The sequence below is a fragment of the Acinetobacter sp. YH12117 genome (genome assembly GCF_013418865.1).
GTDB classification, from domain to species: domain Bacteria; phylum Pseudomonadota; class Gammaproteobacteria; order Pseudomonadales; family Moraxellaceae; genus Acinetobacter; species Acinetobacter indicus.
Genome location: NZ_VPBF01000001.1, coordinates 143209 through 166314, shown reverse-complemented (window position 1 = coordinate 166314; position 23106 = coordinate 143209). Strand labels below are relative to the sequence as shown.

Sequence of the window (23106 nt, the reverse complement as noted above, 5' to 3'; positions counted from 1 at the left end):
TAAAAAGGTTTAGAAAGCACAAACTTCCTGTCATACTACTGCTTTATTGAACATAGCACACTTGATTGAGGTATGAACGTGATTTCAGTAGGTATTGTCGGCGGTACAGGTTATACAGGCGTTGAACTTTTACGTCTTTTACTACGACATCCAGAGGTACAGGTCACTGTATTAACCTCACGTACTGAAGCTGGTCGCCGTGTCGATGATATGTTCCCAAGTCTGCGTGGTCATACCGATTTATGCTATTCAGATTTAAATATTGAAGATTTAAAACAGTGTGATGTGGTGTTCTTTGCCACGCCGCACGGTGTTGCCATGAAACACGCGGCCGATCTGGTTGCGGCCAATACCAAAGTCATTGATCTGGCGGCAGATTTCCGTTTACAGGATTTGGCCCAATTCGAAAAATGGTACGGCATGGAACATGCCTGCCCAGAGATTCTTAAAGATTCAGTCTATGGTTTATCTGAACTGAACCGTGAGCAGATCAAAACTGCACAGGTGATTGGCAACCCGGGCTGTTATCCAACTACCGTGCAATTAGGTTTGGCACCATTATTAAAATCTGCTGAAACCTTGATTAAACCTGAAAGTATTATTATTGATGCCAAATCGGGCGTATCCGGCGCCGGCCGTAAAGCCAGCCTGGGCATGATTTACTCTGAAAATGCCGATAACTTCAAGGCTTATGGGGTGGCAGGTCACCGTCATCATCCGGAAATTGTGGAAGCATTGGAAAACATTTCTGGTCAAAAAGATGTGTTTAACCACATTGTGTTTGTGCCGCATTTAGTACCGATGATTCGTGGCATGCTCAGCACCATGTATATTGACCTGACCGATGCAGGGGATGCGGCAGATGTACAGGCGCTGTATGAACAGTTTTATGCGCAAGAGCAGTTTGTAGATGTAATGCCAGTAGGTAGCTCACCGGAAACGCGTTCAGTACGCGGCGCGAACCAGCTGCGTATTGCCCTGTACAAGCCGCAACCGAAGAAACTGGTGATGCTGGTGGCGCAGGACAATTTGGTGAAAGGTGCAGCCGGTCAGGCGGTACAAAACATGAACCTGATGTTTGGCTTTGCAGAGCAGGCTGGCCTAGAGGTGATTGGTCTATTACCATAAGAAACGCTTTTCGACTTCACACACATTTAGATTTCGATTTAAATGTGTGGTTTGAATGCAATCAAAACAAGAGATGACGATGCAGAATACGGATACCAATACCACGTCACAACCGACGCCACCGAAAAAACCTTTTATGCAAAGCAATTTACCTCTCGTACTCGGTGCAGCTGTATTAATGTTAGGCAGCGGCTTTTTGGGCTATTCGGTGGGGCATCGTCAGGGTTTGACTGTGGTCGGTTATGATGCCGATGCAGAGCAGCTGGTTGAAGTCGTACAGGAACAGAAAGTTCGTCTGGAAAGCCTGAATAAAACCCTGAATGCAGCGGTTCAGGAGCGTGATGTAGCGGTCAGCAATGCCAATGACCTGTATGCGGCCCTGAATCAGGCACGTAATGATAAAATCCAGGCCGATGGCATGGGCAATTTATACCGTGAAGTGCTGCGTAATCGGGGTGGTTTAAGTCTGACCATCCAGAATATTGGGATTAAACCTTTACCCGATAATGCCTATGAATATCAGCTCGATCTGGTGCAAATCAGCCCGAATAAGCGCCGTGCTTCAGGCAATGTTGAACTGCGTCTGATTCAGGGCACCGAGGTGCTGGTGGTGCCCATGGAAGACAATAATTTCAATTTTGATAATTATGAGCGCCTGACCGGCCGCTGGACCATGCCAAAAGGCTTTAGTCCGCAATTTATTGAAGTGCGTTTAACTGGTAGTACCCCTGTGACCAAACGATTCAGCTGGGCACGTGGAAAAGCCACGGAAGCGCCTTCTGCCTTTATCTCTGAAATACCGCAAGCAGAAGCCACTGCGCAATAACTGTGAAATAAATCTCTTATGCGAAGTAACAAACGACCAATTTGTTTAAACGAAATCAAACAGTCTTTTCAGCAGTCTGGCATGGTGGACTGGCATTTTAATCCGCGTTTAAGTACGGATGAGCCGAATGAGCATGAGGACGGAGACATTGCCGTACAGACGGCGCCGCCTGAATTAAAGCGTCCACCACTATACGCTGTCGTTTTATTGAACGATGACTATACCCCAATGGACTTTGTAATTGAAATTTTACAACAATACTTTGCAATGAATCTTGACCAAGCGACTCAAGTAATGCTAACTGTACATTACGAAGGAAAAGGTATTGCAGGGGTTTATCCGCGAGACATCGCAGAGACCAAAGCAAACCAAGTCAATAATTACGCTCGATCTCAAGGTCATCCATTACTTTGTCAGATTGAGCCTAAAAACTAAGGGGGTTACATGCTCAGTCGTCAATTAGAAGTATCATTACGTTTGGCTGTTAGCATGGCTCGTCAAAAGAGACATGAGTTTCTGACGGTAGAACATTTATTATTGGCTTTGCTCGACAATGATTCTGCAGTAAATGCGCTAAAAGCATGCGGGGCAGATATTATTGTGCTGCGCAAAGAACTTGAAGAATATGTAGAACAACATACCCCTAAACTCGGTGAAAACAGCGATCAGGCACCGCATCCAACGGAAAGCTTTGACCGTATTTTGCAACGAGCAATTTTCCATGTGCAATCCAGTGGTGGTGATCGCACAGTCGAAGGCGCAGATATTCTGGTTGCGATGTATTCGGAACGGGATTCTTTTGCCGTATATCTATTAAAACGCCATCAAATTAACCGTTTAACCTTAACTCAGTATCTTTCTCATGGTACGCGTAAAGAAGAATCGCAAGCCGAAGAAGAAATTGAAGAACTCGATGGGGAAAGCTCAACTTCGGCCAATAGCGGTCCGCTGGAGCTGTATACCACCAACCTCAACAATGAAGCGGTGAAGGGCAAAACTGACCCACTGATTGGCCGTGAAAAAGAAATTGAACGCGCCGCGCAAATCTTATGTCGCCGTCGCAAAAACAACCCGCTGCTGGTCGGTGATCCGGGGGTGGGTAAAACCTCAATTGCCGAAGGTCTGGCCTGGTTAATCGTGAATGGTAAAGCGCCAAAACCACTGCTCAATTCAGAAATTTACAGTCTGGATATTGGTGCCTTGGTGGCCGGAACCAAATACCGCGGTGATTTTGAAAAACGCCTGAAACAGCTGTTAAATGCGTTAAAGAAAAAGCCGGAAGCGATTTTATTTATTGATGAAATCCACATGATTATTGGTGCCGGTTCCAGCATGGGCAGCACCATGGATGCCTCGAACCTGATTAAACCGGCGCTAGCCAATGGCACTTTGCGTTGTATCGGTTCGACCACGTTCCAGGAATATCGTCAGGTCTTTGAGAAAGATCATGCCTTGTCGCGTCGTTTCCAGAAAATTGATGTCAATGAGCCATCAATTCCTGAAACCATTGATATTTTACGTGGCCTGAAATCAAAATTTGAAGATTTCCACCATGTCCAATATGATGATAAAGCACTGGTTTCTGCGGTTGAGTTGTCATCTAAATACATTAATGACCGTTTCTTGCCAGACAAGGCTATTGACGTGATTGATGAAGCCGGTGCACAGCGCCGTCTGAAAGATGAGCAGGAAGATCGTCTGATTACCGTGGAAAATATCGAAGATATTGTGGCGAAAATTGCCCGTATTCCACCGAAAACGGTGTCTAAAGATGACAAGACTGTGCTTGAGCATCTGGAACGTGATCTGAAACGTGTGGTGTTCGGTCAGGATGAAGCGATTGAAGCGTTAGCATCTGCCATCAAACTGTCACGCGCCGGTTTGAAATCGCCTGATAAACCAGTGGGTAGTTTTGTATTTGCCGGCCCGACCGGGGTGGGTAAAACTGAAGTCACCAAGCAGCTGGCCAAATTGCTGGGTGTCGAGCTGGTCCGCTTCGATATGTCGGAGTACATGGAACGCCACGCGGTGTCCCGTTTAATTGGTGCGCCGCCGGGCTATGTCGGTTTTGATCAGGGTGGTTTGCTCACCGATGCGATTCATAAAAATCCGCATTGTGTGCTGCTACTCGATGAAATTGAAAAAGCCCATCCGGATGTGTTTAACCTGTTGCTGCAAATTATGGATCATGGCTCATTGACCGATAATAACGGGCGTAAGTCAGACTTCCGTAATGTGGTGCTGGTACTGACCACCAATATTGGTGCAGAAAGTATTTCTCGTGTCAGCATTGGCTTTATGGAACAGGACAACAGCAATGACAACCAGGAAGCAATGAAAAAAGCCTTCTCGCCTGAATTCCGTAACCGTCTGGACAGCGTGATTCAGTTTAAAGCCTTGCCGACCAGCGTGATTGAAAGCGTGGTCGACAAGTTCCTGACTGAACTGCAAGCTCAGCTGGATGAGAAAAAAGTCATTCTTGAAGTAGATCAGGATGCACGTGAGTGGATGGCTGAACATGGCTATGACCGTTTAATGGGTGCACGCCCAATGCAGCGTTTAATTCAGGAACACCTGAAGAAACCACTGGCAGAGATGATCCTATTTGGTGAGCTGGCTGAACACGGCGGCAATGTAGCCGTATCTGTCAAGAAAGAAAACGGTAAAGCCACCGGTTTGAAACTTGAAGTATTTGAAGATCAAACCGCTGAACCGGCTTAATCCTGTACTTGAATATGAAAGCCCGTGTATGCACGGGCTTTTGTTTGTTTAAGGTTTATCTTTTTACCTTTCTATTGGAAAGCTGCGCGTCACTTGTATTGTGAGTTTTTATGGATTTTTCTATCACTAAAATTCTGACCACGGTTTGTCTGTTCTTGGTGACGGCGGTGGCGGAAATTTTGGGCTGTTACTTTCCTTATTTAATTTTGAATCAGGGGAAATCACATTGGCTCTGGTTGCCTACGGTATTGGCTCTAGCGGTATTTGTCTGGCTGTTAACCTTGCATCCGGCAGCATCAGGGCGAATTTACGCCGCTTATGGTGGAATTTACATTTTTACCGCGCTGATGTGGCTGAAATTTGTCGATCAAGTCAGTTTAAGTCGTTGGGATCTGCTGGGTGGTCTGGTGGTGATGTGCGGCGCGCTGATTATTATTTTGCAGCCACAAGGACTGGTGCGTTAATTTTTCTATTGTCATTGTGGGCTGAAAATGGGAATTTACTGCGGCAGGATTTACTACCGCAGTTAGTGATTAATCGGGTTGGTTTAGAATTGACATTCCGAATTTTTTAGCTGTAACTGATACTGCTGCTGCGCCGAGCTTAACTGCAGCTCAATCCGGTAGGGATTGACGCGTTGGAACTGATGCTCAAAAATCATCTCGCAATTCTGCAGTAAATTCTTTTTCATGATTTTTTTCACTTCGCTATGGCCAACATCCTGAGCAAACTGCTCGAAATCCGGGCTGCTAATCAAACCTTTCACTTCAACTCGGTCTGCAAATAGCTGCATCTGTTCAATAATCGTATTCTGATCGACCTGATACGGCAGGGTGCGTGAATCTTCCACACTAATAATATTCAGAATTTCATTAAGTCCGGTCGTATTCTTGATTTTGTACTCGGCATCAATGATCTGTTTTTGTTGCAGATACTGGTCCAGTTCACTGGCATGGCTGGTGAATGAAAGGGCACTGAGTCCGAGGGCTAAAACTGTCGACAAATAGATTTTATTGTTCATTCGAGTCACACATTATGAGCTGTATTCTAGACATTTATATCAACATGAATAGGGCGGATAAGCAACCATCCGATCTGGCTTTATCTCTATAAATTTAAGAAATATATAATCTATTTATCTATAAATTATTGTGTTTAAAGACTTTTTAACTAAAAAATTGATCAAAAATTACATTTTATTTTTTGTGTGAAGTTTCCATTAAAAGTTATATTGGCAACGTGCTTATGCTGTATCTAAGCAAAAATATCTCCTTATGTGGCAAGAGCTTATCGCCTATACATGAGAAATTTCAATAAATTAAAAATGAGGAAGATAAACCTTGAGCCAAGCTTAAACCAAACAGGAAAAAGCCAGTCGAATTAAGGGAATTATCGGGGCGGCCTCGGGCAACCTCGTCGAATGGTTCGATTTCTATATCTATGCTGTATTTGCGGTTTACTTTACCCAAGCGCTGACTGCACCGAACATGGATAGTTCTACCCAGGCCATTTATGTCTGGGGGGTATTTGCGGCAAGCTTCTTTATGCGTCCGATTGGCAGCTGGCTGTTTGGACGTATTGCCGATAAACATGGCCGTAAAAAGTCCATGGTGATTTCCATCTGCCTAATGGCCTTCAGTTCCTTTCTGTTTGCTGCATTGCCGACTTATGAGCAAGTCGGGATGGCGGCACCGTTCCTGCTGTTGCTGGTGCGTTTGTTACAAGGCTTGTCGGTTGGCGGGGAATATGGTGCGGTTGCCACCTATATGAGTGAGCTGGGTTTAAAAGGTCAGCGCGGCTTTTTTGCCTCGTTCTAATATGTGACTTTAACCGGCGGACAGTTACTGGCCAGCTTGCTGGGTGTAATTTTCCTGAGTTTTATGACCGAGCAGCAGTTACAGGATGGCGGCTGGCGTATTCCGTTTGTGATTGGTGGTCTGGCTGCCATTGCCTCACTGCTGGCACGAAGCCGTCTGGAAGAAACGTTGTCACATGAAGACAGCGATAAAGAAGAGTCGGGCAGCTTAAAAGAGCTGTTTAAAAATCACTGGAAAACTTTCTTGCTGGTGGTGGGCTATACCTCGGCGGGTTCACTTAGTTTCTATGTGATTACGGTTTATTCCAAAACCTATCTGACCAATATCGGCATTGATTCGCAGACGGTCGGGCTAATCATGACGGGCTGTATTTTTATTCTGATGGTGGCGCAGCCATTCTTCGGGATTTTATCAGACAGGATTGGTCGCAGAAATTCGATGCTGCTGTTTAGTGGTCTGATGGCGATTGCCATTTATCCTGTTATGGCAATCGGGATGCGTGCCTTTAGTGATTCACCCATGATGGTGGCCTTGCTGTTGATTTTCCTGATGATGCTGTTAAGTCTGTATACCTCGATCAGTGGAATTGTAAAAGCGGAAATGTTCCCGCCGCATGTGCGTGCACTCGGTGTTGGTTTCTCTTATGCGGTTGGTAATGCAGTATTTGGCGGCTCAGCCCCTTCAGTGGCTTTACAGTTTAAATCAGCCGGTATTGAAAACAGTTTCTTTATCTATGTGATTGTGATGCTGGTGATCTGTTTCTTCTATAGTCTGCAAATTCCTCGTGAAGCGCGCTATTTAAAAGATGATCATTAATCCGGATTTCATGACTTGATCAAAACGAAAAAAGCACCGGGAATGAACGATGCTTTTTTATCTTGATGCGGTTAGCAATTATTTTAAATGCTCGTTGATCAGGAATTCCATTAGGGCTTTTTGTGCGTGCAGACGGTTTTCCGCTTCATCCCAAACCACAGAATTTTTATGATCCAGCATGTTTTCTGAAATTTCTTCACCGCGGTGTGCAGGTAGGCAGTGCATGAACAGACAATCTGGATGCGCTAGATCCATGAGGCGTTCATTGACCTGATAGTTGGCAAATGCCTGTTCACGGATTTTCTGTTCTTCTTCCTGCCCCATGCTGGCCCACACGTCAGTCACAATTAAATCGGCATTGACTGCGGCATCTTCAGCAGAATCGACCAGTTCAACACAGTGAGCAAATTCAGACAGGAATTTTTCTTGTGGCTCATAACCTTTAGGTGCAGCCACTTTTAGCTTGAAGCCCCACATGTGTGCCGCTTCAATATACGAGTTACACATGTTGTTGCCATCACCAATCCAGGCTACGGTTTTACCTTCGATTGGACCGCGATGTTCAAGGAAGGTTTGCATATCAGCCAGTAATTGACATGGATGATGATCATCAGTTAAGGCATTAATCACCGGCACTTTAGAATAAGAAGCAAAACGCTCCACAATGTCATGCCCAAAGGTACGAATCATAACAATATCCAGCATGCTTGAAATCACGCGTGCTGAATCTTCAATAGGCTCACCACGACCTAACTGGGTGTCGCGTGGAGATAAGAAAATTGCGCTACCACCAAACTGATTCATACCAGCTTCAAACGATACACGGGTACGGGTACTCGACTTCTCAAAAATCATGCCCAAAACTTTACCAACAAAAGGTTGGAAAACTTCATGCTGATGCTGCTTGCGTTTAAGTTCAATTGCGCGTTGCAAAATCTGGTTAAGTTCTAAAGTCGACAGGTCGCGTAAAGTGAGAAAGTGACGTAGAGCCATTCGTTACTCCACAATAATTGCTGAAATTGAAATCAAAACAACAATTAGTTGTTGGTTGGTTAAATAAAACAGGGAATCGGCTAATATACTATATTGAATCGAAATTGCAAAAAACTAGACGATTTGATGACCTTGTAGAAAGTGATCGACACAGTAATGAATATAGTCATCTGTGGTTTGCGGGTCATCCTGAACAGGCAAGCCCATTAAAATCCGCCATTCCAGATTACGCAGAATGCCAAAGAACAGCTGGGCCGAATAAAGTGAATTCTCACAGCGAATCAGACCTTGGGCGGCGGCATGATCCAGCGCATGTGCAATGGAAGTTTGCAAATGCTTGGGGCCTTGTTCATAGATATAACGCGCCAGTTCCACATTGTGCTGGGTGCGCTCCAAAATTAACCTTAAAAAGGCAGAATTGGCCGGCACACTTAAATGGCTTTTAAAATTATCTAGTGTATGAATTAAATAAGCCCGTAAATCACCCTCAAAAGATTCAAAGGGTAAACAGATGTCTTTAAAGAACTTTTCCGCCCGATAATCACAAATGGCGGTAAACAGACCTTCTTTATTGCCAAAATATTTATAGATAAAGGCCTTGGAGCCACCGGCATGATGCACGATATCATCCAGCGAGACGGCATCGTAGCCATGTTCCAGAAACAGGTCATTGGCGCTCAATAATAAAGCCAGACAGCGTTCATGCCCACGCTTGGTCGGAGGGACATCTTTGCTAAAGGGTTCTAACTGAGCCAAATCATGCATAATCAGGGAGCAGGCCGCCAATTGGTGAGGAATAAATACAATTGTAGCAAATATATGACCGCTTGGCATGGAATAGCGTAGACGGAAATGTATTGACTTTTTTCTTACAGATTTACTTGAATATTTGACTAAAGTTTTAGGGACTTTATTCTAATTGGTCATGGTTTAGGCAAAGATTCTGAGTATACTCAAGCCTCAATAATTAGAAACTACTGTGGAAAGGACGATGACAGAACAAACATCTGCGGGCTTAAGATTCAGACAGGCGCTGGACACGGAAAAGCCCTTACAAATTATCGGTACAGTCAATGCCTATGCAGCCATGATGGCAAAACAGGTCGGCTATAAAGCCATTTATGTATCGGGTGCAGGTGTCGCCAATTATTCCTACGGTTTGCCGGATTTGGGCATGACCAGCCTCGATAATGTCCTGGAAGATGTACGCCGTATTACAGAACGTGTCGATACACCTGTGCTCGTGGATATTGATACCGGCTGGGGCGGTGCATTTAATATTGGCCGTACCATCAAGCAAATGATTGCAGCAGGTGCTGCTGCGGTGCATATTGAAGATCAGGTGGCGCAAAAACGCTGTGGCCATCGCCCGAACAAGGAAATTGTGACCCAGCAGGAAATGGTCGATCGTATTAAAGCGGCAGTCGATGCCAAGACCGATTCCAACTTTGTGGTGATGGCGCGTACCGATGCCTTGCAAAAAGAAGGTTTGCAGGCGGTGATTGACCGGGCCTGTGCCTGTGTCGAGGCGGGTGCAGATGCAATTTTTGCAGAAGCCATGACTGACATTACCATGTACAAAACTGTTTGTGATGCAGTCGGTGTACCGGTACTGGCGAATATTACCGAATTTGGTGATACACCGTATTACACCACTGATGAACTGGCTGAGCAGGGCGTGCGTATGGTGTTATATCCATTGTCGGCAACACGTGCAATGCAAAAAGCAGCACTGGAAGTGATGCAGTCGATTCGTAAGCATGGCACACAAACCCATGTGCTGGATAAAATGCAGCAACGCAAAGAATTATATGAATTTTTAGATTACCACACCTTTGAAAACACATTAGATAAACTGTTCAAGCAGGAGAATTAAAACAATGGCTGAAGGAAAAGTACTGACTGGCGCTGGATTGCGCGGACAAGTCGCAGGGAAAACCGCATTATCGACGGTTGGAAAAAGCGGTGCGGGTCTGACCTATCGTGGTTATGACGTGCAGGATCTGGCGGAAAACTGCCAGTTTGAAGAAGTCGCTTATCTGATCTTCTTTGGTGAATTACCTACCACCGAACAGCTAACCAGCTATAAAGCCAAGCTGAAATCTTTACGTCAGTTACCAGATGCACTAAAAGAAGTACTGGAGCGTATTCCGGCCGATTCACATCCAATGGATGTGATGCGTACTGGCGTGTCGATGCTTGGCAATCTGGAAACCGAACAGTCGTTTGATGTGCAGCAAGATGTTGCCGACCGTATTCTGGCCGCTTTACCGGGCATTATCTGTTACTGGTACCGTTTTAGCCATGACGGCGTACGTGTTGATGAAAACACCGATGATGATTCAATTGGCGCGCAATTCCTGCATCTGTTACGTGGTGAAAAACCCAATGAGCTGCATGAGCAGGTGATGAACGTGTCGTTAATTCTGTATGCAGAGCATGAGTTTAACGCATCCACCTTTACTGCGCGCGTATGTGCATCAACCTTGTCTGATATGCATTCATGTATTACCGGCGCGATTGGTTCACTGCGTGGTCCACTGCACGGTGGCGCCAATGAAGCGGCCATGGAAATGATTGAAAACTGGACCTCTCCAGAAGAAGCTGAGCGTGAAATGCTGGGCATGCTAGAGCGTAAAGAAAAGATCATGGGCTTTGGTCATGCTATTTACAAGGACAATGACCCGCGTAATGGCATTATTAAAGTCTGGTCAGAGCGTTTGGCCAAAGATGTGGGTGATACTGTGCTTTATCCGGTATCGGTCCGCTGTGAAGAAGTGATGTGGCGCGAGAAAAAACTGTTCTGTAACGCAGACTTCTTCCATGCTTCGGCTTATCACTTTATGGGTATTCCGACCAAGCTGTTCACGCCAATCTTTGTGATGTCGCGTGTGACCGGCTGGGCGGCGCATGTGATGGAGCAGCGTGCAGATAACCGTATTATTCGTCCAAGCGCGGATTATACCGGTCCAGAACTGCGTAAAGTGGTGCCAATTGCAGAGCGTACCTCGGCGGCTTAATCTGCCGTGTCATTGAATAAAGCCTCATTTGAGGCTTTATTTTTTGTTGCTATATTTTTTCCGCTATATTTTTGCTGTTATTGAGAATTGCTGAGCAGAACCGGATCTTCAATCGGATAGCCCATTTCAAACGGAATGCCTAAATATTTCACAGTCACCAGCATTTTGGACTGCTGCGGGATGTTATAGGCCTGGTGAATGTTCAAGCCTTGCTTGTAACTGGTGGATTGCTGGACGGTACTGCGGAAGTTCCCTGCATCAACGCGATAGCAATATTGCCACTGTGGTACCGGTTCCGTACCATTAATCCAGTCGGCACTACGTTTGCTACTGTGCAAAACCTTAATTTGCGCCTGTTGCGTTCTAACCTTGGTCAAGGGTTTTAGGCGGTTTTTAATTTTGGCCAACTCGGCATTAAAACGGGTAGGCGGCTGGTCATAGTCAATCTTTTTGGTCTTGGGATTAATATACAGCGAATTGACCTGAACCAGCTGATTCGGCTGTTTCGATTTAAAGTTGTAATAATACAGCTGCGGTAAACGGCCACGACCATCTTCATAATGGCGCAGCAGATAGACTTTTTGATCTTTCTGGTCATAGCCCAGCACTTCAATCCTTTGCTGGCCGCCGACGGTGGCAAAACTGATGATGGGCAGACAGGCTAAAGCAGAAAATAATAATGGTTGAACCAGTTTCATACTTCGACTCCACATTACAGGATATGGTTTTACTTTAAGCCAAAATCATGGAGAAAAGATGAGAAACAGTGTATCTAGGCGGGTGAAGATAAAATAAGCGCCAATACTTCCTGTGCCACCAATTGGGTCAGCTGATCCAGGCGTTCAATCGGGCTACCATCGAGCAGATAATGAAAATTATGCAATTGCTGCTGATAGTGAATGGCAATATAAAAAGTGCCTTCAGGTTTCTCTGCGCAGGCGCTGCCACCGGGTTTTAGCAAACCGGTACAGGCCACCACAATATTGGCCTGTTTAAACAGAGCCTGGCCATGCAAGGCCATCTGCGCGGTAATTTCCGCAGATTCCGCCGTGTAATGCGCAATCAGTGCCGGATCAATCTGTAACAGGTTGGCTTTAATGCTCGGGTCATAGCTGACCAGCGCCCCGAGTAAAATATCTGCGCCGCTATTCTTATAAATTGAAAACTGGCTGCATAAATAGCCTGAACTGGCACTTTCAATAAAAGCAATGGTCAGTTGCCGTTGTTCTAGCGCATCACAGCAGCGTTTCAGCATGATGAATCTCCATTTTTTCTTCTTTTCCAAGCGATTTTAAGCGAGATCAGCCTCAATCTTGTTGCGGATTCAGGCATTTAGCACTAAAGATCGCGCGTTCCGGTTTCAATTGTATAGCAGTTAGGCGAAACTCGAAATTATCGGTTTATTCTGCTGCAAAAGAATGGTAAAACTAAAAATAAAGTGCTTAGTGAAAGTAGGTTAATACAATGAAAACGATTGTGAAATATATGGTCTTAAAAGACCTCGACTATCAGTTAGGAACCTTACTTTTCCAGGAGGAATTACAGGCCGATGCTTTATATTTTGACCAGATTCCTGCAGTAATTTCTTATCAGAACCATCAGTTTAAAGTGATTAGTAAAGAACTGAAACGCGTCCAGAACGCAGCAGAGCCAGAAAACCTGCAACGTATTATTGTCAAAGTCGTGACTGTGGCATAATACGGAAAGTCGCCTGCGGGCGGCTTTTTTATCTACCTTATTTTTAAAAACTGTTGCAATAACAAAGCCTGAATTAACAAGAAAGCTGAAATATTGACCAAAGCCATACAGCGCGGCTGTCTTAAATCATGAACAATAAAAACAGTTCAACACAACAATAAAGACAGGAGTCGATGATGGCTAAACCAGAAAAAACCTCGAATGAAAAGACCCAGCAACAGCAACCTCAACCCAAGACCGATTCACAAGTGATTCCAAATAAAAAGAATCCGCATCCACAACATCCAAGAGATAAACAGGATACCGCCGTACAGCGCTAAGTCTGGGGGATGTTTATCCATCAGCTCCTAATTTCTCATAGTTCAATCAAACGTGTTGCAGGGCAGGAAGCATCAGTATAGCGCAGAGCTCGCAGCAGTTTGATCAAGGAGATGCAAGATGAAGATCGGTTTATTATTTGGCATGTTTGCCAGTTGTACGCTGATGGCATGTCAAAGCGTACCTTCTACACCAGCACAACAGGTAGATGTGACCAAGTCCTTAGGTTTAAAGCAGTGTGAGGGGGATGATCCCAAAGTGCGTTTACAGCAGCTGAAAGAGCAACTGCAGCAGGCCGGGATAGAAGTTTATAATGAAGCACTCGGGCATGATGGTCTGGTACATATTACCGTGTGTGGTGCCAGTACCGGCCAGACTGCCATCTTTACCATTTCGGCAACACAACTGGGTGCGGCGCAAGGCTTGGGTTATCAGCTAACGCCAGCACCTTAGTCAATAAAATGTGATAAGTAACGTTTTGAAATTACTTTGAAAAATATGACTTATCGTTTAAAAAAAATAAAAAATGGAAGCTTTTGCCAATGCTGGAAATCTAGGAAAATAGGACAATTTTAATCAGGAAATATGCGCTGTAAATTCTTATTTTCTCTTGACTTTTCTCTTTATGAGTTTGAGTCCATACATCCCTCGTATGGACTCTTTTTTTGCCTGGATTTTAATAGAAATGTAATTTATTAAAATATTTTAAACAATGGTAAAAATCGAGCAAAGCTAAATAACTGATATTTTTTATATTATATATCTATATATTATTTTTTCTATATTCTTAAAAATGAAACTTTTGCTGCTTATATTTAAAACTAATGAATAAAGGTTAAAGTGAGGTTAAAGCAGATGAACGATGTCAGCTTGGAGTTTTTAAATCAGGCCATTGATAAGTGCCTAAAAGAGGGCAAGAAACCGAAAAAACTACGTTTGGGCTATAAATTGTATGCGCATTTTATGCATGATATGCGTTTTTCTAAGGAAGTCCGAGATTCTGCACTCGATCCGGACAAGCGCCGTTATCGTGGAATCAAGCTAAAAGTGACCCAAGATGAGTATGAATTAAGTTTTGTGGAAAAATAATAATCTGTATTTTTAAATAGATAAAAAAGTAAATGTTATTTTTTGCTAATTTTGGTGATAAAAATTTAATATAAATTACCAAGTATTCTAGATTTATATACATGTGGGGGATGTATATTATAAATGGGTGAGCTTTTGTAATATAATGCAATTGGTCATATCACTATTTCTTGGTATAAGAACAGAACAATAATAAGAAAGGAGTATGGATATGAAAGTGAATACACGACGGTCTTTAGATATTACGGTTCTGGTGAGTGCTTCATGTATTATCACCTGTATGATTTACTTATTAGGGCAAACCAGAGTCGTACTCTTTTAAAAATAAAAACCACCTTTGGGTGGTTTTTATTTGCCAGTTGAGATTCGTTAAACCATATTAACCTTCAATCTGACAGGCTTCTGCGCAGGCACGACAGGCGCGGGCACAGTTTTGACAATGTTCATCTTCATGCTGGCCACATTCTTCGGCACACAGTTCACAGGCTTTGGCACACAGGTCCATGGCTAAATGATGTAGCTCCGAGTTGCGAACTTCAAAGGTAACACAGAGTTTGCAGGTTTCAACACAGTCCAGACAGCGCTGGATGCAGGTTCGCATCATCTGCACATGTTCTTCGTGTAAACAGGCATCTGCGCAGCGTTGACAAGCAACAATGCATTCCAGACAGGCCTGTATTGAAAGCGAAGATTGTTGAACGGATGAAAGATGCGGCAGCTGATTCATAAGCAGATCCTCGAATAAAGTCCGGTTGATATCAAAATTTATTGCGGTATTTCAATCCAGGTTTCTTGTACTTCTTGCAGGTTTTTAATCAGGATTATACGCTGCTCACAAATATCACCCACCCAGGATAGCGGGATCAGATGTGCTTTGCCTTCGGCATCCTGACTGAATTGGATTCGATCTAAATCCAGAAACTGTTCAATTTGGCCCAGATGAACGCCGTTAGCGGTAAAGACCTCCGCATGTTGTTGCACATGATGACGAAACTTGGCCATACTGCTGCCTCAAGAACAGGATTTTTTCACTCTAATGCAAGCTATCGTACAAAAGATGAAAAGCAATAAAAGCGATACAAATCAGCGGCAGATATTCACGTCGTATTAAACGGTTACATGCTTTTAAATAGAATAAAGAGAGGCGTGGGTTTTATTTATATACAAAAGTATTTTATTTATGACAGGATTATCCTATTTATATCAGACAGTTTAAGTGGATAAACTGCCTGATTTATTCTAATTTAAAACAGTTATTTATTTATCGCTCGAAATCATACTTTTGAGTACATGATCGTGGTCAATAAAATGATGTTTTAATGCAGCCAGTACATGACCTATCAATAATAGGCCTGCTGCCCAGGATAAATAGATATGTAAGGGTTTGACGATGGCTAACAGCTCCGGATTGGCCTGTACCATCTGTGAAATTTCAAACAGATAAAGTACTGGTGCCGGATGGCCGGCGCTCCAGCTGAATAGACAGCCGGTAATTGGCAAGGTCAGTAGCATAAAGTACAGGGCTAAATGACCCAGATGAGCCAGTTTTTGCATAAGTGGCGACATGGTGTCGGGGAGTTTTGGTACAGGATGGGTATAGCGCCAGAAGATTCGGATTACAATTAGAAAGATGAGCGTGGTGGAATATTTTTATGCAGTTTAATGACATCGCCTTTAAAGCTGCCATCTGCTTCATAGCTCAAAAAGTTACCGCTATAAAAACCCAATAATCCAGGCCGCAATAGAAATAATCGCTATAAGCCAATGCAAGACTTGGGCGGTGCGGGTGTAGTAGAGTGAGGTGTTATTCATATTCTAGAAGAGGATAAAAAGATCCGTTTTATCCTAATCTGTTCTTGTTTACTCGAAAATCGGACAAATGCAACGTAGCGTTCTAGATTTGGGGGGATCACACATTCATTCGATTAGGGATGATAAAAAAATGAGAAAATTTGACTTGTATAAACAATCTTAATAGCGCCCATTGGTCAATTCTAGGCTTCGATAAGAAGCTTGTAATAGATTGCGCTACTAGACGATTTATTGAGTTAAATCGCCCAGATGATCAGTGATCACGAAAGATAAGGGGCTTCTGGCTGCATATTAAATGATCTGCATCTGATCTCATCTTAAGGATTTCTTTTTTCAATCTGTTGAGTTGCGTCACAAAGCAAGTGCTAAAATACTGAAATTCGGCAGAGTTTCTCAGCAGTATCCTCAACTGCAAGCAAAGGAAAATACATGCAACCCAATGCACTCATAAAGTTCCATCACAGATTTAACATGCAAGGATTGGGCGGCTAATGCGATCACTTGCAATCAGTACACGGCTCGGCGGTTTCTACTTCTTTTACTACGCCATTGTTGGAACCTTCATGCCGTTTTGGAGCCTGTATCTGGAAGATCAGGGCTTCAATTATCAGGAAATCGGGATTCTGTCTTCCATTGCAATTATCACCCGGTTTTTTGCCCCTTTTATTTGGGGCTGGATTGCCGATAAATCCGGGAAACGCATGTTGCTGGTGCGTATTGCCACCTGGATGGAAGCCTGTATCTGGTTCATGCTGTTTATCATTCCGAATAGTTTTCAGTCAGTGGCATTGTTGATGCTGATTTTCAGCTTTTTCCAGAATGCCATTTTGGCCCAGTTTGAAGGAGTGACCTTATTCTGGCTGGGCGATCAACGTGAACAGCTGTATGGCAAGGTGCGTAAATGGGGATCGGTCGGTTTTATTGTTGCGGTATTTGGTATCGGCGCGTTGCTGGAAATTATTCCAATCTCCATGCTGCCAGTATTGTTGCTATGTATCGCGTTTCTGGCATTTATCTGGTCTTTTAGCATTAAAGAACCCAGCGCTGCACCTAGTTCCCAAAAACAGCTGGAACCTTTGTGGCCGGTGTTAAAACGACCTGTGGTGGCCTGTTTTTTCCTCATTGAGTTTATTCTGCTATTTTCGCATGCGCCGTTTTACAGTTTTTATAGCAATTATCTGAGTCAGGCTGGTTTTAGTACTTCAATAATTGGTTTGTTGTGGTCAGTAGGCGTGATTGCAGAAATTATCATGTTTGCTTATGCAACCTTTTTCTTGTCGCGCTGGTCATGGCGAACGCTGGTGATGGCCTGTTTGCTGCTGACCGGTTTACGCTGGATTGTTGTTGGTTTGGTACCTGACAGTTTTATCGCCCAGTTTTTTGCCCAGACCATCCATGCCTTTAGTTTTGGCTTATTCCATGTGATTGCGATGCGGGTGATTTTTCAGAATTTCAGCTTGGGTCAGCAAGGACGAGGGCAAGCTATTTATAGCACTATGTGGGGTATGGGTGTGGCGTTGGGAAGTATTTTGGCTGGTTATTATTGGGATATTTTTTCAGGGCAAACGGTCTTTATCTGGGCTGGCTTATCTACATTACTGGGTTTGTTACTGGTCTTTGGTTTACCGAAACAGCTACAAAAACAGGCGTAGAAAAAGCCGGTCATATCGACCGGCTGTTGAATCAGGCTATTCAAGTCTTTAAATTTTGATGTGCTGATATTGCGGGAACCACGGCTGAGCCTGTTCCAGTTGTGCAGCCAGTTGTAGTAATACATCTTCACGAGCAAAAGGTGCAATAAACTGAGAACCTAAAGGCAAGTGCTGTTTATTCCAGTACAGTGGCACAGACATCGCCGGTAAGCCGGTAATATTGGCCAGCTGGGTAAAAGGCACCCATTTCAGGTTTTCCCGTACAATCTGATCGACCAGTTTGCCTTGGGTTAACAGATGCGCCTGTCCGACTTTCAACAAGGCTTTTAACACCGGTTTTTGCCAGGCTGGGGTTTTAACTTCGCCATTCTGGGGAGCTACCGAGGCTGTGGCTGGGGTCAGATATAAATCATAACGGTCAAAGAACTGGTTCATTTGCGTGGTATAAACGCCCCAGTTATTCAGGTTATGAATATAATCCAGCGCAGAGGTTTTGGCGCCAAATGCGGCCAGCGCCAGTGAATCCAGTTCAAAATCATCATTGCGTGAAGGATACTGCGCGCGAATCTGACTCAGCATATAAGAGAACTGGCTAAACCAGGTGGTAATAAAATCTTTGGCTAGTTGCATGCCATCAATAGCTGGCTGATCTTCAATTACTTCATGCCCAAGGCTGGTTAAGAGTTTTACAGTGTGCTCAATGGCCTGAATAGCATCTTTAGATACAGCGGTACCAATAGGAGAGTGGGTGCTAAACGCAATTTTCAGTTTTTTCGGTGCTTGTTGCATCAGCTGCAGATATTGACCTTCCGGGCGCTGAATCTTAAATAAAGAGCTGTGTTCTTCGCCGTGGGTTGCATCAAGCATGGCAGCGCTATCCCGGACACTGCGCGTCAACACATGCTGAATGGCAGCGCCGTGCATGGCTTCACTCATGGACGGTCCCCATGGGGTACGGCCACGACTCGGCTTTAAACCGAACAAGCCGCAATAAGAGGCAGGAATACGAATCGAGCCACCGCCATCGCCGGCACCGGCCAGTGGCACAATACCGGCGGCCACAGCAGCCGCAGAACCACCCGATGAGCCTCCACTATTATGTTTTAAATGCCACGGGTTTTTACAGCTGCCCCAAGCATCCGGTTCGGTAATGCCTTTGATTCCGAATTCAGGAGTGTTGGTACGGCCAAAAGTCACAATTCCGGCCTGTTCCCAACGATTGACAATTTCAGCGTTTGTTTCGGGAATATAGCCCATTCTTTTTAAGCCTTGACAGCCATAAGAAGTTGGGTAGCCCGCATATTCCTGAAACAGGTCTTTGACCAGAAAGGGTACCCCAGCAAATGGACCAGACAATGGTCCTTGTACGCGTTGCTGGGCATGTTCATGCATCGGAATAATAATTGCATTCAGGCTTTTGCTTTGTTCGGCGCGTTGTACAGCCAGTTCCAGCAGTTCCGATGCCTGAATTTCTTTTTTTGCCACTAATTCGGCCAGCCCCAGACCATCATATTTTAAATATTCTTGTAACTTCATTTTCAATCCTGAAAATATAAATTGTCAGAAACTGTTGTAAGAGATTTTACGCAAAGTTGCAAGGCGAGATTAAAATTTAAACAGTAAAAAATTAGCGATTTTGGGGCTTAAAAAAATTGTTGAGTTATGTTTATGCACTAAGTTTATTGCAAAAAATATGCTAACGTTAGCGGGTACTTTATATCATTGAATCAATGTATGAAAAAACTTTATCTCACCAGTTTAATGTTAGTATGTTGCACTGCCGTGATGGCCAATGAAACAAAAACGACAACAACAAATAGTGCTGCCGCAACCGCTGCAAAAGCGCCTGTCAATGCCAATACCGTTCGTGTCATTACCCGTCCTGAAATTGTGGGATTGTGGGGCATGGAAATTCCAAATAACCGCAAATGTATTGAATATTATAATTTTCGGGGTGATAACGATGTCATTATCAAAAGCGGTCAGGAATGGTCGTCTGGCATCTATGACTATCAGCCGGCAGAAGATCCGGCCAGCAGTTTACCTGCCTTAATCATGCAAATTAAATATGACAATAATGAGGTCGATTGTTCCGGTTATCAGGAAGATCAGACCGGGGAGATTTCACAATATTTTGTGCAATGGAAAAACCCGCATACTATTCATTTCTGTAGTAATGAAAAAGCCGAACAGTGCTTTGCCACTTTGCGCCGTGTTTTGCCTTAAAGCTGAAATTCAGCCATAAAAAAACCGCTGAAATCAGCGGTTTTTTTATTTTCACAAGGAAACGCTTAGGCTTCCTTGTTGGCACCTTCAAGCTGCTTTAACAAATGCTTTTCCAGGTAGTGAATATCCATTGCCTGTTTGCAGAAGTTTTCATCTTGCAAGATCAGATCTTTATGTAATGGAATATTGGTTTTCACACCGGTCAAAATCATTTCATCCAGCGCCTGACGCATGCGCGCAATACTGGTGCTACGGTCTTTACCATGCGCAATCAGTTTAGCGATCATCGAGTCGTAATAAGGCGGAATGCTATAGCCCGGATAGATATGTGAATCTAAGCGGATACCGGCACCACCAGACGCGTAGAAGTTTTCAATCTTGCCTGGTGATGGCAGGAAGGTCGATGGATCTTCCGCATTGATACGGCATTCAATGGCATGACCTTTCACCTGAACATCTTCCTGCTGAATGTCGAGGCCTAAACCACCGGCAACGCGCAGTTGTTGTTCAATAATATCAATACCTGTGACCATTTCAGTTACCGGGTGTTCTACCTGAACACGGGTGTTCATCTCGATAAAGAAAAACTCGCCATCTTCAAACAGGAACTCGAAAGTACCGGCACCGCGATACTGCATCATCTTACAGGCGTTGACACAGGCTTCTAAAATATCTGCACGTGCTTGCTCTGGCAGGTTTGGTGCTGGCGCTTCTTCCAGAACTTTTTGATGGCGACGCTGTAAAGAGCAGTCACGATCATACAGATGGATGGCGTGGCCGTTACCATCGCCCAGTACTTGCACTTCAACGTGACGAGGCTTTTGCAGGAAACGTTCCATATAGACCGTATCATCACCAAACCACATTTCAGCATCACGCTGCGCCGCTTGTACCGATTCCAGCAGGGTATCGACACGTTCAACAATACGCATACCACGACCACCACCACCGGCAGCTGCTTTGACAATCAGCGGAAAGCCGATTTCTTTGGCTTCAGCCAGGGCATTTTGTGGTGTTACTGCATGGGCAGAACCTGGTACCGTCGGTACGCCGGCTTTACGCATGGCGGTAATGGCAGAAACCTTGTTCCCCATTAAGCGGATGTGTTCTGGACGCGGACCAATAAAGATAAAGCCTGAGCTTTCTACAATTTCGGCAAATTCCGCATTTTCAGACAGGAAACCATAACCCGGGTGAATGGCATCAGCACCGGTAATTTCTGCTGCGGTAATAATCGCAGGAATATTCAGATAACTGTCGCTGCTCGCGCCCGGACCGATACACACGGCTTCATCACAGAAACGTAAATGCATCAGGTCTTTATCGGCATCGGAATAGATACCGACAGTTTTGATTCCTAAAGTTTTGCAGGCCCGGGTGATGCGAAGCGCAATCTCACCACGGTTTGCAATTAAAACTTTTTGCAACATTGTGAGTCCCCGTGGTCTTAAGCGCGGTAGCGGAAGAGTGGTTGACCAAACTGAATCACTTCACCATTTTTAACTAGAATTTCTTCAATCACGCCGCTTTGAGTCGCTTCAATCGGGTTCATGATTTTCATGGCTTCGATAATACCTAAGGTTTCACCTGCAGAAACGGTTTGACCGATTTTCACAAAAGGTGCTTCACCTGGGCTTGGTGCTGCATAGAACACGCCAACCATTGGAGAAGTTTCAACTGCGCCACGTGGAGAAGATTTCGGTGCTGATGGCAGATCTGCTGCTGGAGCAGGCATTGCTGGAACCGCTGCCGCTACTACTGGACTGCGACGAGTAAGCGCAATCGCCTGATCGCCTTCTTTAACTTCAATCGCTTGTAAGTCAGATTCAATCATCAGGTCGATGAGTTTCTTGATTTTACGGATATCCATGAGACAGTATTCCTAATTAAGATTGCGAAGTGAGTTGAATTTTTTCGATAACGTAGTCAAGTGCAGCAGCATAGCCTTTTGCACCCAATCCGCAGATCACGCCTACAGCTTTATCGGACAAATATGAATGATGTCTAAATGTTTCACGTGCATGCACGTTAGACAGATGAACTTCAATAAACGGGATGGCAACGCCAAGAAGCGCATCACGTACTGCGACTGAGGTATGAGTCAGGGCCGCAGGATTAATAATGATGAACTGAACGCCTTCTTGACCTGCCTGATGAATTCGGTCGACAATGGCACCTTCCCAGTTACTCTGGAAAGTTTCTAGCGAAAATGATGCATTTTGCGCTTGTGTCATGAGCTGCTGATTTATATCCTCAAGGGTAAGGTGTCCATAAACCTCAGGTTCTCGCTTTCCTAGCAAATTTAAATTCGGTCCATGAATAACCAAAATGGTTGAACTCATCCAGCCTGCTCCAATTAATAAGTTGCAAATAGTCTTTGCAAGATGTCTGCAAAGTTTGCTTATTATGGCATGAAATTCCACATTTTTTTTATAATTTCTTTAAATTTACGTGAAAAGCATGTCGCAAAATATGGCTATATCATGCAAACTTTGCATACAATTCACAATGTTAAAAGATTCCAAATTTGCACGAAATTACGGTTTTTTACATTGTAATGAGAGTTGACCAAAACCATTCACAGGTTTGCTGCAAAATAGTTTGATGAGTTTAAGCCCAAGTAGATGGCCTACATGTGCATCCAGTTTTATCTCTGGATTTCCCCCGGAATGCTATCCCTGAATTTGGGGAGTTTTTATCCTCCTCCTGATTTCTATATTGAATTGGCCGCGTTTTAAAATTTATACCATTCAATATATCTGCTGAGAGGTTGCCGCTATAGATTCTGTTTTATCTGGCTTTAAACTACCGTGTTGATATCTTTATTTATTATTTAATTACAAATATTTATCTTTATTTTGTGCTTGGGCTATAGTAATTCGATCAGTCATTAGCGTGCTGTTTAGATCAGTTTAGCATGTGCTTAATAGTTGGGCTGATCTTTCAGATAGAGGGTGTATGGGAATAAGTTAAGACGCTAACAAGAGATG

Annotated in this window: 24 protein-coding genes and 2 pseudogenes; 14 read left to right on the top strand and 12 right to left on the bottom strand. The window is 44.1% G+C overall.

The window, feature by feature from the left end; all coding sequences use genetic code 11:
* Window positions 1-72: 72 nt before the first annotated feature.
* From argC to FTU55_RS00805, 5 genes are all read left to right on the top strand, one after another.
* Window positions 73-1128, top strand: coding sequence for an N-acetyl-gamma-glutamyl-phosphate reductase (argC, locus tag FTU55_RS00825; RefSeq protein ID WP_180045866.1), 1056 nt, complete (start codon window positions 73-75; stop codon window positions 1126-1128).
* A gap of 79 nt (window positions 1129-1207) precedes the next feature.
* Window positions 1208-1954: a DUF6776 family protein gene (locus tag FTU55_RS00820; RefSeq protein ID WP_005177701.1), complete on the top strand. Its 747-nt coding sequence runs from the start codon at window positions 1208-1210 to the stop codon at window positions 1952-1954.
* 18 nt (window positions 1955-1972) lie between these two features.
* Complete coding sequence (clpS, locus tag FTU55_RS00815) at window positions 1973-2389, top strand: ATP-dependent Clp protease adapter ClpS (RefSeq protein ID WP_035363010.1); 417 nt, start codon at window positions 1973-1975, stop codon at window positions 2387-2389.
* A gap of 9 nt (window positions 2390-2398) precedes the next feature.
* Window positions 2399-4675: an ATP-dependent Clp protease ATP-binding subunit ClpA gene (clpA, locus tag FTU55_RS00810; RefSeq protein WP_005177712.1), complete on the top strand. Its 2277-nt coding sequence runs from the start codon at window positions 2399-2401 to the stop codon at window positions 4673-4675.
* A 110-nt stretch (window positions 4676-4785) separates the two neighbouring features.
* The gene (locus FTU55_RS00805; protein WP_005177718.1) at window positions 4786-5139 is read left to right on the top strand and encodes a YnfA family protein; all 354 of its coding nucleotides are present in this window, start codon (window positions 4786-4788) and stop codon (window positions 5137-5139) included.
* Window positions 5140-5222: 83 nt separating this feature from the next.
* Here the strand turns inward: FTU55_RS00805 and FTU55_RS00800 are convergent, their stop codons facing one another.
* Window positions 5223-5696: a hypothetical protein gene (locus FTU55_RS00800; protein ID WP_016658171.1), complete on the bottom strand. Its 474-nt coding sequence runs from the start codon at window positions 5694-5696 to the stop codon at window positions 5223-5225.
* Between the two features lie 358 nt (window positions 5697-6054).
* Here FTU55_RS00800 and FTU55_RS00795 point away from each other — a divergent pair.
* Window positions 6055-7308, top strand: a pseudogene (locus tag FTU55_RS00795) (MFS transporter).
* 78 nt (window positions 7309-7386) lie between these two features.
* Here FTU55_RS00795 and argF read toward each other — a convergent pair.
* A complete protein-coding gene (argF, locus tag FTU55_RS00790) occupies window positions 7387-8301 on the bottom strand; it encodes an ornithine carbamoyltransferase (protein WP_045795694.1) in 915 nt (304 codons plus the stop codon).
* A gap of 114 nt (window positions 8302-8415) precedes the next feature.
* Window positions 8416-9066: a TetR/AcrR family transcriptional regulator gene (locus tag FTU55_RS00785; RefSeq protein WP_075167741.1), complete on the bottom strand. Its 651-nt coding sequence runs from the start codon at window positions 9064-9066 to the stop codon at window positions 8416-8418.
* Window positions 9067-9292: 226 nt separating this feature from the next.
* Here FTU55_RS00785 and prpB point away from each other — a divergent pair, with 226 nt between their 5' ends.
* A complete protein-coding gene (gene prpB / locus FTU55_RS00780; RefSeq protein WP_180045864.1) occupies window positions 9293-10177 on the top strand; it encodes a methylisocitrate lyase in 885 nt (294 codons plus the stop codon).
* Window positions 10178-10181: 4 nt separating this feature from the next.
* Complete coding sequence (gene prpC / locus FTU55_RS00775; protein WP_045795691.1) at window positions 10182-11321, top strand: 2-methylcitrate synthase; 1140 nt, start codon at window positions 10182-10184, stop codon at window positions 11319-11321.
* Window positions 11322-11398: 77 nt separating this feature from the next.
* Here prpC and FTU55_RS00770 read toward each other — a convergent pair whose 3' ends face one another.
* Together FTU55_RS00770 and FTU55_RS00765 are read right to left on the bottom strand one after the other, a co-directional pair.
* Window positions 11399-12019 (bottom strand): aminotransferase, encoded by a 621-nt coding sequence (locus tag FTU55_RS00770; protein WP_127799537.1) that lies wholly within the window; start codon window positions 12017-12019, stop codon window positions 11399-11401.
* 74 nt (window positions 12020-12093) lie between these two features.
* The gene (locus tag FTU55_RS00765; protein ID WP_180045862.1) at window positions 12094-12576 is read right to left on the bottom strand and encodes a CinA family protein; all 483 of its coding nucleotides are present in this window, start codon (window positions 12574-12576) and stop codon (window positions 12094-12096) included.
* 209 nt (window positions 12577-12785) lie between these two features.
* Between FTU55_RS00765 and FTU55_RS00760 the strand changes: the two genes are divergently transcribed.
* The 4 genes from FTU55_RS00760 to FTU55_RS00745 all read left to right on the top strand — a co-directional run bounded on the left by FTU55_RS00760 (window position 12786) and on the right by FTU55_RS00745 (window position 14426).
* On the top strand, window positions 12786-13019 hold the full coding sequence (locus FTU55_RS00760; protein ID WP_127799541.1) for a hypothetical protein: 234 nt from the start codon (window positions 12786-12788) through the stop codon (window positions 13017-13019).
* A 176-nt stretch (window positions 13020-13195) separates the two neighbouring features.
* Window positions 13196-13339 carry a hypothetical protein gene (locus tag FTU55_RS00755; RefSeq protein WP_005177747.1) on the top strand — a complete coding sequence of 48 codons (144 nt, stop codon included), beginning with the start codon at window positions 13196-13198 and terminating at the stop codon, window positions 13337-13339.
* A gap of 118 nt (window positions 13340-13457) precedes the next feature.
* Window positions 13458-13790, top strand: a complete 333-nt coding sequence (locus tag FTU55_RS00750) for a hypothetical protein (protein WP_160241333.1) — start codon at window positions 13458-13460, stop codon at window positions 13788-13790.
* A gap of 402 nt (window positions 13791-14192) precedes the next feature.
* Complete coding sequence (locus tag FTU55_RS00745) at window positions 14193-14426, top strand: hypothetical protein (RefSeq protein ID WP_180045861.1); 234 nt, start codon at window positions 14193-14195, stop codon at window positions 14424-14426.
* A gap of 379 nt (window positions 14427-14805) precedes the next feature.
* On the opposite strand, the gene FTU55_RS00740 is transcribed toward FTU55_RS00745, so the two are convergent.
* The 3 genes and pseudogenes from FTU55_RS00740 to FTU55_RS00730 form a co-directional block, all read right to left on the bottom strand.
* Window positions 14806-15153, bottom strand: a complete 348-nt coding sequence (locus FTU55_RS00740) for a four-helix bundle copper-binding protein (RefSeq protein WP_104471465.1) — start codon at window positions 15151-15153, stop codon at window positions 14806-14808.
* Between the two features lie 38 nt (window positions 15154-15191).
* Entirely contained in the window at window positions 15192-15428 is a 237-nt protein-coding gene (locus FTU55_RS00735) for a DUF2171 domain-containing protein (RefSeq protein WP_180045859.1), read from the bottom strand.
* A 255-nt stretch (window positions 15429-15683) separates the two neighbouring features.
* Window positions 15684-16238 (bottom strand): annotated as a pseudogene (locus tag FTU55_RS00730) (cytochrome b).
* A 491-nt stretch (window positions 16239-16729) separates the two neighbouring features.
* On the opposite strand from FTU55_RS00730, the gene FTU55_RS00725 reads away from it, so the two are divergent.
* Window positions 16730-17890, top strand: a complete 1161-nt coding sequence (locus FTU55_RS00725) for an MFS transporter (protein WP_005177761.1) — start codon at window positions 16730-16732, stop codon at window positions 17888-17890.
* A gap of 48 nt (window positions 17891-17938) precedes the next feature.
* Here FTU55_RS00725 and FTU55_RS00720 read toward each other — a convergent pair whose 3' ends face one another.
* Entirely contained in the window at window positions 17939-19426 is a 1488-nt protein-coding gene (locus FTU55_RS00720) for an amidase (protein WP_168398099.1), read from the bottom strand.
* Between the two features lie 198 nt (window positions 19427-19624).
* On the opposite strand from FTU55_RS00720, the gene FTU55_RS00715 reads away from it, so the two are divergent.
* Complete coding sequence (locus FTU55_RS00715; RefSeq protein WP_034597534.1) at window positions 19625-20116, top strand: hypothetical protein; 492 nt, start codon at window positions 19625-19627, stop codon at window positions 20114-20116.
* Between the two features lie 65 nt (window positions 20117-20181).
* Here FTU55_RS00715 and accC read toward each other — a convergent pair whose 3' ends face one another.
* From accC to aroQ, 3 genes are read right to left on the bottom strand one after another with little or no spacing between them, the layout of a single operon-like run.
* On the bottom strand, window positions 20182-21546 hold the full coding sequence (gene accC, locus FTU55_RS00710; RefSeq protein WP_005177767.1) for an acetyl-CoA carboxylase biotin carboxylase subunit: 1365 nt from the start codon (window positions 21544-21546) through the stop codon (window positions 20182-20184).
* A 17-nt stretch (window positions 21547-21563) separates the two neighbouring features.
* Window positions 21564-21986, bottom strand: coding sequence for an acetyl-CoA carboxylase biotin carboxyl carrier protein (accB, locus tag FTU55_RS00705; RefSeq protein ID WP_005177770.1), 423 nt, complete (start codon window positions 21984-21986; stop codon window positions 21564-21566).
* 16 nt (window positions 21987-22002) lie between these two features.
* Entirely contained in the window at window positions 22003-22458 is a 456-nt protein-coding gene (aroQ, locus tag FTU55_RS00700; protein WP_180045857.1) for a type II 3-dehydroquinate dehydratase, read from the bottom strand.
* Window positions 22459-23106: the final 648 nt, after the last annotated feature.